A 12162-nucleotide genomic window follows, 5' to 3' on the forward strand; every position below is an offset into this window, starting at 1 on the left:
CTTTATTCCTCCTTGAAGTTAATATTTTCTATTTCACGCTTTAAATTTATATGATGCTGCTTGCTATCAAAAACATTTAAATTTTCAAATTCTAAATTAGAATTTCCTTTAGCTAAAACTTTAAAATGAATTTGAGCTATGATATCACTTTTAACCTCTTGCGGTGCATCTAGACTAGCTGATAAATTCTTGATTAATCCTCCTTGCTCTAAATCCGGACGATTAAAACTTAATAATTCTTTATTATCTACAAATAACTTACCACGAGAAATATAAATTGCTTCTAGAACATATTGGTCATATTTTAAGCTGAAATTAATCTGATAAAAATCAGTAATATTCTCTAATTTAATATTTGCTGTTACATAATCACCCACCTCAAAATCTTTTTTATTAAATTCAATTTTAAGTTTAGGTGTTAATTTAGGTAAAACAACACTGCTCTTTTCACTCTTGCGAGCAGTATTATCGCTATTAACTTCAACATAATAAGGTAAATCTCCGTCAATAATCCCAATAGTATCTACTAACCAAGGAACTTTAATAGTTTCACCAGGCTTTAGCTGACCTAAAAACTTATTTACTTTTTCACCTTTAGCAATCTCTAATCCCGGAGGTAAGACTATTGTAGAATTAACTCCATAAGCAGTAGAGTTTCCTACATTAGTAATCACTCCATAAATATCAAATTGTTCTTGACTTAAATGATTATTCTCTTTTTTTATTCTAGTTGGTCCTTTGATATCAATTCCTAAATTTGGAGGGCCAACCACTCTTAAACCTCTAGTAACTTGATTATCATCTGTATTCTCAGCAGTGACTTCAACTTGATAATCCAATTGCTTGGGGTTAACATTTTTAGGACTTATTTCCCACATTACCTGAGCAGTAGCACCAGGTTTCATATGACCTAAATTCTTAATTCGTTTCTCTGATTCCAATTTTAGCTGTTCTGGTAATTTTAGTTCAATCTTCACATCTTCGGCTTCAATCTCAGCTGTATTTTGTACATAAGCTACTATTTGAGCTTTTTTATCTGGTCTATCCATAACTATCTCAGCGGGAGAAGTTACCCCTAAAGATAATAAACCAGGAACAACTGTGATGCCTCCTAAACCATAATTAGTGACATAATCTTTTGTTTCACCAGGAGATAACTTTTGCGGCTGCCAAAATAAAGCCATAGCACTATCTAATTCAAATTCTCCTTTACGCATAAATTCTTGTCCCGGATTAAATTCAAATTTCCAAGCATCATCTGCTAAACTACCCCAATCAGCAAAATAAACTTTATCTGCTTGAGTCAAACCTGGTCCTTTGATAGTCCCCTGAGCTGTAACTTTAGGATTACTTAAAGTATCAAAGGCCTGCCAAAAGCTCGGCATCTCATCACTAGAATAGACTTTATCAGCAGTAATCGCTTTATTCTTGATCCTAAATGGAGCTCCATCATTTTCTCCCAGCATAGTATCAATCATAACTCTAGCTCCAACTTCTTTCGAGCTTTCACCTTGATTAGTAATTCGATAGCGAATTTGAGCGGTATCAGGCAAAGCAGTAGTAGTACTTTTGACAAAACTTAAAATTTGTGTGACTAATATCTTGCCATATTTGTATTTAGTAACTATGCGACCATCTTCAATTTGAGGTTCTTGAACTAAAGTACCATATTTAGCGTTTTTTCCCGCTCGCTTTTTTGTTTTACCACCAAAAACATAATTTTCGCCATCAATTCTAATAGTAGTATAAGAAGTCCAAGGATTAGGATGACCATAAATTAGTGGTTTGCCATCATCCCCCTCCCTCATAGGGGCTCCACCTGTAACATCAATAGCAAAACGCCCCTGATTATGTTCATTCTGATTAACAAAAATAGATATATAATCATTTTTTATTTCTAAATTACCCTCATCATCAACTTTAGCAAAGCCAATAGAGGAGAAAATAATTAATAATAAACTCAAAAGAGTAATTATTTTAACCCGATTTGTCATTCTTGACACCTCATTCCTCAACAAAATTTAAGTTAAGAAATTCAACTTTAACTTGATCACTATTATTAGGTCTAAAGTGAACTATAATGTTAACTCGATAACTTTTAGCAGCAGCCTTAAATCTCCACCCACGGTGAATAGTATTTATTGCTGCCTCGTCTAATCTTTGATCTTGAGATGAAACTAAAACTTTTATCTGATCTCTATCTACCTCACCTGTCTTATCAACTAATATTGATAATTTAACATCACCTGCTACTCCTAAATTCGAAGCATCTTTAGGATAATAAGGGTCAGGATGAGTTGTCAATGACTGTTGTGGTTCAGAAAAAGCAGGTTCTTGTTCTTCTTTATCTTTCTCTTCAGTTTTTTCCTGCTCCTGCTTTGGTGCAGAACTTTCTTCTGCAGTCGACTTAACATTTTCTTCTTTTTTATTATCAGCAGTTTGCTGCTGACTTTGATTTTGTTGTTCGTCTTTTTCTTCTGCCTTTGAAGAAGTTTTTTCTTGTGTTTTTTCAGCTTCAGTCTCAGTTTTTTGAGTTTCTGTTTCATTTTTCTGATTATCGTTTTCTTTATTTTCAGACTGTTGTTTTTCTTCTCCTTGAGTACTTTCTTCTTTTTCAGCTACTTTAACTTCTTCAGAACTATTTTCACTACTTAATATTTCTTCAGGCTTTTCCTTAGTAGCTGTTTCTTGTTGTTTGCTATCATTTTTTAGCTCTTTACTTTGTTCTGGTTCTGGTTTAGTCTCTTGTTCTTCAGTTGTTACAGTCTTTTTGCTTTCTTGCTTCTTCTCTGTTTCACTATCAGTGATTTTAGTTTCATTATCTACTTCATTAGATTGTTCTACTGCTTTTGTTTCAGTATTATTCTCTTCTGGCTGTTTTTGCTCTTTTACTTCAGTATCTTTAGTTTCTTCTTCAGCCGTTTTTTCAGTTTTTTCTGTAGTTTTTTCCTTTGTTTCTTGATTATTACCAGCTGCTTTAGTTTCTGATTTTTCCTCAGGCATAGATTCTTTTTGTTCTTGTTCTTCGTTTTGTTCTTCTTCAGTCTTCTCTTTATTCTTTTCTTCTTCTTTATTTTCCTCTTTTGCAGTATCTTGCTGTGGTTCAACAACCTGAGTTTCTTCTTTTTCCTCTTGATTCTTATCATCTAAAGTTTCTTTATCCAATTCAACTAACTGAATTCTGCGTTGTTGAGCATTAGAAGAGGTTTTAAATCCAAATTGCCCTTTTGTAAATAAGGATAAAGAATATAAAATCACAATATGGATTAACGCAGACACAAGTATAAACTTAATTAATCCCGCATCAGAGTCATCTTTATCATTAGCAATGATTTTTCTCATAATTATCACCTAATTTAATTCATCTTTATTAGCTGCCAAAGTTAATCTGTAGCCCCCAGCTTGACGAACTAAGTCCATTACATTTATCACTTGTTTATATTCGACTTTTTCATCAGCCTTGATTACAAACACAGTTTCCGTGGATTCATTAACTGAAGTAGCTATATTTTCTTTTAATTCATCTATAGTAGTCAACTTAGAATTCATAAATATTTTCCCATCATATGCAATATTAATCTTAACCGTCTTATCTTCTTGCTGTTGTTCTACACTTTTAGCCTGCGGCAAGTTGATTTCTAAGCCGCTAGGAGTAGTTTTGAAAGTAGTAAACAACATAAAGAAAACTAATAAGAAAAAAACAACATCAATCATGGGTAAAATTTTAATATCAATTTGGTCTTTCAAATTTGACTCAAACATTTTTACCACCCTGACCTAACACTTCTACTACATCAGCAAACCAACGATTCATTTCTGAAGTTCGCTTATCTACTAGACCTGTTAAATAAGAGTACATTAACATAGTGGGAATAGCTACTATCAATCCGACAGCCGTACTAATTAGTGCTTGAGCAATTCCTACACTCAATGCCCCAGGATTAGCAACTCCTTGAGCAGCAGCTAAAATATTAAAACTATCAATTATTCCTAATACAGTTCCTAACAATCCAAGTAATGGAGATACGCTTGCTATAAAATTTAAAGCTTTTAGCCTCTTCTCTAATTTCTTAACTTGATTACTACCTATTAACTCTAAATTCTTTCTCAATTCTTCTTTTCCCTGCCCAATATAATTCAAACCTTCTAATAACATTCCAGCTACCGGCGCCTGTTTATCTTCTAAAATTGATTTGACTTCTTTAACTTTATCATCATTTAGCTTAACCCGCACTTTGTTAATTAAATTATAATTATTTGTTTTAGCCTTTTTCAAATAAATAATTCTTTCAATACTAATTGCTAAACTAATAACTGAAAAAATAATTAGCGGTATAATTGTAACTCCACCTTGCTTTAAAACATTTAACATTTTATAGTTTCCTCCTTATAGCAACACATTTCTTTCTTTTAATTTTTTTAATTTTGCATAGGATACTTTAACTGCCCCTAACAAGACTCCTTCTTTTCTTCTTGGCCCATGACAATCAGAACCACCAGTAATTAATAAATTGTGTTCCTTGGCAAATTTTAAATATTTTTCTTCTTTTTCCTTATTATGCTCAGTATGATAAACTTCAATACCTTCAGCACCCCACTTTATAAACTTTTTTAATAATTCATCATTATTAATTAAAGCAGGATGAGCTATCACTGGAATACCATTAGCCTGTTTAATTAAATCTATAGCTCCTTTAACATCTAATCTCTCTCGTTCTACATATGCTGGCGCTTTACGACCAATATATTTATCAAAAACTTCTCCCCACTGGTCTACATAGCCTTTTTCTAAAATGATTTGAGCAATATGAGATCTTCCAACAGCTGCTCCATCAGCTAAATTTAAAACTTCATCAAAATTAATCTCTATTCCTAAATCATTTAATTTATCAACTATCTTTTCCGCTCTAAAATAACGCGCTTTTTTTAATTCTTTAAGTTTATTTAATAAAACTTTATTTTCATAATCAATATAATATCCTAACACATGAACTTCTGTATCAGCATAATCAGTATTGATTTCAATCCCTGGAACTACTTCTAGGTCTAACTTTACTCCTTCTCTTAAAGCAGGCTTAATACCTTCTATTGTATCGTGATCAGTTATTGCAATAGCATTAAACCCTAATTGATCAGCTTTAGCTACAACTTCTTCTGGACTAAAATTACCATCAGAAGCAGTTGTGTGTAAATGTAAATCAATATAATTTTCTTGCACTATATTTCTCACTCCTGTTTACAATATTAATACTTAAACTCAATTTATTAATTACTGGCTTCCAACTTTATATATTCAATATTAGACTAAAAAATCCTGCTTTTTAATTGAATACTAACTGACAAATAAAAATAGCAGCAAAAAAACCAACTATATCAGCAATTAAACCTGCTAAAATTGTATGACGCGTATTCTTTATTTTTACTGCTCCAAAATAAACAGTTGCCACATAAAAAGTAGTTTCTGTACTTCCCTGCATAGTTGAAGCCAGTTTTCCAATAAATGAATCCGGACCAAACCTATTAATTATATCAGCTACTAATCCTAATGAACCAGTTCCTGATAAAGGTCTAATCAATCCTAAAGGAATAATTTCTTTTGGTACTCCTATTTTTTGCAAAGGAGCAGCTACTAATCCTAATAACAAATCTAAAGCACCAGAACTTCTAAAAACACTAATAGCCATCAACATTGCTATTAGACATGGTAGAATTTTTATTCCAATTGAAACTCCTTCCATTGCACCAGTAGTAAAAACATCATAAACATCAACATCTTTATATAATGCTAATAATATTATAAATACTATAAGAGCTGGTATAGCAGATTGTGATATTAAATTAATAATATTAACCATAATTATTCAACTCAAACTTCAACAAAACTTTATTAACTAAAATTCCTGCTATAGTAGAACAACAAGTCGCAAATAAAGTAGTACCAATTATTGCAGTTACTTCATTAGAATTTGCACTAACCCGCAACGCTAAAATAGTTGTAGGTATTAAGGTTAAACTAGAAGTGTTAATCACTAAAAAAGTACACATAGCATCAGAAGCAGTTCTCGAGTTTTGATTTAACTCTTGTAATTGATGCATAGCTTTAATACCTAATGGAGTAGCTGAATTTCCTAGTCCCAATAAATTAGCACTAAAATTCATCATAATAGCACCAAGGACTGGATGGTCAGCTGGTATCTTAGGAAATAAAAATTTAGCTAACGGTTTAAACAACCGAGCTAAAATATTTACTAGGCCTGCTTCTTCAGCCAACTTCATAATCCCCAACCATAAAGACATGGGACCAATAAGTTTAAGCACTGTCATAACACTTTCTTCCCCTGACTCTAAAATAGCAGTTGATAATTCTGTCATTCTACCGTTAATCACTGCTACAACAAAGCCGGTAATTACCATAGTTGCCCAAATGAAATTAAGCATATTATCCCTCCCTGATTAAAATTTATGCTTTATCAGGAAGGATATGAAAAAATAAACTCAAAACAAAGTCCTGACTATTAATAGTCAGGACTTGTTAAAACTACTTATTTAGTCAAAAAGTTCATCTAATTCATCACCGATTAAGTCACCAATTTTAGTACCTTTTTCTTTCTCTTTTTTCTTTTTCTTCGGTTTTTGTGACTTAGTATCTTTTTTCTTGGTTTTACTTTTATTTTTAGATTTTGGTTTAGATTCTAATTCTTTAATACTTAATCCAATCTTTCTATCATCAGCATTAATATTAATTACTTTAGCCTCAACTTCATCTCCCTCAGTAACAACTTCTTCTACAGTTTCTACATGGTCATGGGATAACTGAGAAATATGAATTAAACCTTCTACCCCAGGCTTAACTTCCATAAAGGCACCAAAATCAACTGTTTTAGTAATATTACCTTCAATTACATCTCCAACTTCATACTCATTAATAAATTCTTCCCAAGGATCTGGTTGAATTTGTTTTAAACCAAGAGAAATTCTCTTTTCATCTTTATCTACACCTAAAATCTTAACCTCAATTTCTTCTCCTTCTTCTAATACATCTTCAGGGTGATCAATACGCCCCCAAGAAATTTCAGAAATATGAAGTAGTCCTTCAATTCCGCCTAAATCAACAAAAGCTCCAAAGTCTACTAGCTTAGTAACAGTTCCTTCTACTACTGAATCTTCTTCCAAAGAATCTAAAATTTCTTCTTCTTTCTCTTCTTTTTCTTCTTCTAATAGAACTTTTCTTGATAATACAACATTATTATTTTCTCTTTCAGCTTCAATAACTTTTAATTTTAGAGTTTCTCCGACAAATTGACTCAGATCTTCAATATAGTCAATTGCTACATGAGAAGCAGGTACAAAACCTCTTAGTCCTACATCAACTACTAATCCACCTTTAACTTCTTTAGTAACTTCTGCTTCAATAATTTCTTCATTTTTCTTTGCTTCTTTAATATTTTCCCAAGCTTGCTCTTGCTCTACTTTCTTTTTAGACAAAATAGCATGTCCATCTTCGCCTTCAGGATTCAATACAGAAACTTCAATTTCTTCTCCTTCTTCTACTACTTCTTCTGGTTTAGAATTAGAATATGTTAATTCATCTGCAGGTACAAATCCTTCAGTTTTAGCACCTACATCAACATAAACTCCTTGTGCTGATATTTGTGAAACTGTTCCTTTTACTACATCACCTTTATTCAGCTCAGTAGCAGAGAAATTTTCCTCTTCTTCCATTTGTGTTTCTTCAGCAGTTTCCTCAACTGCTTCTTCATCCTTTGCTGTTGTTACATTTTCTTCTTGTTCTAATTCTTCTGTTTTTTCTTCACCTTCTGTTGTTTCTACTTGATTTTTCTCTTCATTAATCTCTTCCATTCTTTTCACAGCCTCCTTAATTATCCAGTTAGGGGTTGAAGCCCCAGCAGTAATACCTACCTTTTTAATATTAGTAAACCAATCTGTTTGCAGTTCTTCTGCTGTTTCTACATGGTGAGTATTAACACCATTCTCACAGCATATTTCTGCTAACCGATTGGTATTAGCACTATTATAACCACCAAGAACTATCATTAAATCTACTTTTTCAGCTAATTGAGCTGCTTCCTCTTGTCGTTGACTAGTAGTGGTACAAATAGTGTTATGAACTTTTAAATCTTTCACTTTTGGTAATAAATAATTGACTAAATTTTGCAGGTGGGAAATTGATTGTGTTGTTTGAGTTATAACACCAATTTTATCAGTATTGGGAACTTTAGAAAAATCTGATTCATCTTCAATCACTATAGCTTGCTCATTAGTAAAACCTAAAATCCCTGCAACTTCAGGGTGATTTTTATCACCACTAATTAAGACTTGATATCCATCTTCTTTTAATTTCTTAGCTTTTTCTTGAGCTTTCTTAACAAAAGGGCAAGTAGCATTAATAACTTCTAGCCCCTTTTTCTCAGCTTTCTCAATAACTTCAGGCGCTACACCATGAGAACGAATAATGATCGTTCCCTCTTCAACATCATTTATATCTTCAGCTAATCCAACTCCTACTTTATTCAATTTACCTACTGCCTGTGGATTATGTATTAATGGTCCTAATGTATAAACTTCATCAGTTTTGCTTTCTCCAGCCTCAAAAGCAATTTCCATCGCTCTGTCGACTCCAAAGCAAAAGCCAGCATAATCGCCTACCAAAATTTCCAACTTGATTACCCCTTCCTTAAGTCAACAAAAAATACAATTTTTCTTTATTATTATATCCAAGTATTTTTAAATTATTAAACAAGGATTCAAATAAACTCAAAATATAATTCATTAGTTTAGTTTAACAACAATTACCTTGACTATAATTATTATAACAAAAACATACTGGAAATAAAAGAAGTTTTGTATTTTTTCCTATTTAATCAGCTCCAATTAAAAAATCAAATTAAAGCAAGGAAATAATAGGCGTGATTAATCCCAATAAAAAACCTAATACAGCTCCAAACCAAGTGATTGCATTTAATTCAGTTTCAATTACATCTAGTAGTAGTCTTTCTACTTCTAAAACATCAAAAGAATTAATTTTGTCTTTAACTAACTTTTCGAAATCTAATGTTGCAAAAATAGTCCCTAAATGATGTTCCATAATATATTCAATCACATTTACTATTCCATTTTCTAAACGTTGTATTAAATCTTTATCCAATTTTTCAAAGTAATTAGATAAAGGAGTAACAAATAATTCTTCGACTTTAAAATCAACTATATCTGCTATAACCATCCTTATTAAATTATTATGCACTATTTTATCAACTATTACTTCTAAAAAATTATTTCCTTGTTCAGACTTTAATTTCTCTATAATTTTATTTTCAAATTTATCAAATAATTGATTGATATTTTCTTCTTTTACTAATTGGTCGACTATTTTCTTAGCAATCTGTTCTAAATCTTCTTCATCTAATCTTTCAATAATAGAAACACAAGAAGTATCCAATAAAGAATCAAGCAATCTATCAATTTCTTGCATAATTTGGACTTGATTTTCTTCTTCTTCAACATAAGAAATTAAATAATTTAAAAATTTTTCTACTATTTTGTCCTTGAATCCAGATAGCATAGATAGCATTGGATTATTATCAAAAAAGTTTTCTACTTTAGATTCAATTTGTTGCTTTAATTCTTCTGATTCCAAAAAAGAAATTAAATGATTGATCACTTCAGGTTTTTGCTCTTCTAACCACGCTTTACCAGATTGAATTAAAGAATCAGGTATTATTTCTCTCACCGTTTTATCTTCTTCGATATTATTTAATTCTGCTTTTAAATAAGTAACTACTTGCTCTTGCAGCCCCTCTACCATAGATTCTTCTTGGATTAATGCTATGATTTCAGTTTTTAGCTCATAATACTCTCTAGAATTTAGATAACTATTAATTTTTTTTATTGTTTGCTCAGAATTAAACTGAGACTTAATTAATTCTGTTACTTGGTCGCTAGATAATGATTCCTCTATGTTTTCATTAATCACTTTTTTCAAAAGTTCTTTTAGAGTTTCAACTTCTTTATCATCAGAGAAAATTTCGGTTAATATTTCTTCTAAATTTCTGTTTTCATTTTCTAAATTTTTAATTTTTTCTTTAATAAACTCTTGCACCTTAGTTTTCATATTAGGTCCTTGTAAAATCTTTTCAAAAGCATCAGGCGTTAATAATTTCTTTCCTACAGCCCCCCCAATACTTTCAGCTAACTCAGTTCTCCTCCGGGGAATAACTCCTGGAGTAAAAGGAATTTCAAAACCAAATATCTCTTTTTTAGTTAATGGTCTAAATAGCATTTTTATTGCTAACCAATTAGTCCAATAACCAATTAATGAACCTACTAAAGGACTAATAATAAATACTGAATCCACGACTAAATCACCCTCCTAAATTTAGTAGTTAATAAGTTATTAAATAAATTTTAATCCTTCAAGAATAAGTTAGCAGCTTTACGTCCTTTTCTAACATGGTAGAATGCTTTAAATAAGTTACCTTGCTTATAATAATTAACGCCTAATAAAAAGTGAGTATACTCATCATCTTTAATATCTAAAGATTTCTCTAAGCTTTCTTTAGCCTTACTATATTTCTTTAATTCATGCTGCGTTACAGCTAAATAATTATAGCTCCAAATATTCTCAGGATCTAAAGAAACTATCTCTTTAAATAACTTGTTAGCCTGCTTATAATTATCAGCAGTATAATGAGCAAAAGCTAAAAAATTAATTTCTCTTATATCATATTCTGAGTTTTGTAAATCACCTTTATAATTTTGGATTAACTCTTCTAACTTCTGATCTCGATTTTTAACTTTTTTTAAATCTTTAAATAGTTTAGTAGCTTTTTTTATTTCGCCCAAATTAGAGTATGCTACAGCTAATTCATATTTGATAATATAATCATTAGGTTTTTCCTCTAGCTTTTGCTTTCTTTTGTGTATTACATTTTTCCATTCAGCTTTATATTTACTTTCCCCTAATACAGTTTGAACATTCAATAACAAAATAATCAACATAAATAAAAGTAATATTCTTTTCATAAATATGGGCCATTATGTCTCAAATAAACAATGAGAAAACGACCTTCTCCCTACCTTTCTTTTAGTATTATTTACAGCTTAAGCACTTCCTTTATTTAAAATTAAACAAAAAACAACTAAATCCTCTATTGACATTACTTTCTTAGATTTTTAATAATTAAGTCGATATCTAAAACAAAAGAAATAAGAATTATAACTATGAATAGTTATCATTTTAGCTTGAGGAGGTGCGGCAGAACTAAAAGCAAAATTATAATCATTATTTAAGAACTTTGGCCCACCAGCATAAATACCCGCCTGATTCCAAAAAAGCTCATCCAAAAATTGATTTTGCATTAAATAATGAGCATAACTAGGAGTTTCAACCATTATTCTATCTAATCCTGCTTCTTTTAAACTATTAAATAATATTTTTTCATTTAATTCATAAGCATCTCCAGTGGCTAATACAATTACCTTATCTTTCTTAATATTTGTCCTGATTTGCTTTATGATATTAGATTCAGACTGTAAATTTATTAATTGATAAGGATAGTCAAGATTTTCAGTTACAACTTGAGACCCCTGCGGAGATGTAGCAATAATTATTGGGACCTCTTCTTCAGTAAAAATACGATGTTGATAAGGAATAGAGTCTCCTGTTTGGGAGACTATTATATTATATGGTACTGCTGATTTAGATAACAATTCAGTTCTAGCCTTAACTAGTTCTTGATCAAAAATATGACCTGTTAAATTAGGCTCAGCTGCTAAAGTTTTAGGGCCTAATATAATACCATCAGCAATTGTTCTTAATAAATTCAATATCCATAAATCAGATTTACCAGCCCCATTATCCAAATTATTATTACGAGCAATTTGTCCTGATTTAGGATTATCTTTAAAAGCAATAGTACCATCAATTGAAGCTACAAAGCAGGCAAATAAGAAAGGACGCTCTTTTTTTAGCTGCGGAAACTTTAGCTCACCATAAATTTGATCTATCTTTTCAAAATTAAGCTTAGTAACTTCATAATCAGAATCAAAATCAGAATAAATCTTATTTAATTTTATCTCATCTACTAAAAATTCTTTACTGACCAAAGACATCCTATTGCTCCTTTCTACTTGACCTTATCTTAT

The 12162-nt window shown here is 30.9% G+C and carries 11 protein-coding genes; all 11 read right to left on the reverse strand.

Translation table 11 applies throughout. From position 1 onward, the window contains the following. Positions 1-2 precede the first annotated feature (2 nt). Positions 3-1994, reverse strand: a complete 1992-nt coding sequence (locus JOC47_RS04045) for a cohesin domain-containing protein (protein ID WP_204700694.1) — start codon at positions 1992-1994, stop codon at positions 3-5. A 10-nt stretch (positions 1995-2004) separates the two neighbouring features. Continuing rightward, positions 2005-3342 (reverse strand): energy transducer TonB, encoded by a 1338-nt coding sequence (locus tag JOC47_RS04050; protein ID WP_204700695.1) that lies wholly within the window; start codon positions 3340-3342, stop codon positions 2005-2007. A 9-nt stretch (positions 3343-3351) separates the two neighbouring features. Next, positions 3352-3762 carry an ExbD/TolR family protein gene (locus JOC47_RS04055; protein ID WP_204700696.1) on the reverse strand — a complete coding sequence of 137 codons (411 nt, stop codon included), beginning with the start codon at positions 3760-3762 and terminating at the stop codon, positions 3352-3354. Beyond that, positions 3755-4372, reverse strand: coding sequence for a MotA/TolQ/ExbB proton channel family protein (locus tag JOC47_RS04060; RefSeq protein ID WP_204700697.1), 618 nt, complete (start codon positions 4370-4372; stop codon positions 3755-3757). The genes JOC47_RS04055 and JOC47_RS04060 overlap by 8 nt, the downstream gene beginning before the upstream one ends. Before the next feature lie 15 nt (positions 4373-4387). After that, positions 4388-5218, reverse strand: coding sequence for a PHP domain-containing protein (locus JOC47_RS04065; protein WP_204700698.1), 831 nt, complete (start codon positions 5216-5218; stop codon positions 4388-4390). A 103-nt stretch (positions 5219-5321) separates the two neighbouring features. After that, positions 5322-5855 carry a spore maturation protein gene (locus tag JOC47_RS04070; protein ID WP_204700699.1) on the reverse strand — a complete coding sequence of 178 codons (534 nt, stop codon included), beginning with the start codon at positions 5853-5855 and terminating at the stop codon, positions 5322-5324. Then, the gene (locus JOC47_RS04075) at positions 5848-6438 is read right to left on the reverse strand and encodes a nucleoside recognition domain-containing protein (RefSeq protein WP_204700700.1); all 591 of its coding nucleotides are present in this window, start codon (positions 6436-6438) and stop codon (positions 5848-5850) included. The genes JOC47_RS04070 and JOC47_RS04075 overlap by 8 nt, the downstream gene beginning before the upstream one ends. A gap of 108 nt (positions 6439-6546) precedes the next feature. Beyond that, positions 6547-8679 (reverse strand): bifunctional 4-hydroxy-3-methylbut-2-enyl diphosphate reductase/30S ribosomal protein S1, encoded by a 2133-nt coding sequence (locus JOC47_RS04080; protein WP_204700701.1) that lies wholly within the window; start codon positions 8677-8679, stop codon positions 6547-6549. A gap of 226 nt (positions 8680-8905) precedes the next feature. Continuing rightward, positions 8906-10372, reverse strand: a complete 1467-nt coding sequence (locus JOC47_RS15880; RefSeq protein WP_204700702.1) for a DUF445 family protein — start codon at positions 10370-10372, stop codon at positions 8906-8908. 50 nt (positions 10373-10422) lie between these two features. Further along, complete coding sequence (locus tag JOC47_RS04090) at positions 10423-11040, reverse strand: tetratricopeptide repeat protein (protein WP_204700703.1); 618 nt, start codon at positions 11038-11040, stop codon at positions 10423-10425. Positions 11041-11190: 150 nt separating this feature from the next. Beyond that, positions 11191-12129: a dihydrofolate reductase family protein gene (locus JOC47_RS04095; RefSeq protein WP_204700704.1), complete on the reverse strand. Its 939-nt coding sequence runs from the start codon at positions 12127-12129 to the stop codon at positions 11191-11193. Positions 12130-12162 lie beyond the last annotated feature (33 nt).

Source organism: Halanaerobacter jeridensis (assembly GCF_016908315.1).
GTDB classification, from domain to species: Bacteria; Bacillota; Halanaerobiia; order Halobacteroidales; family Halobacteroidaceae; genus Halanaerobacter; species Halanaerobacter jeridensis.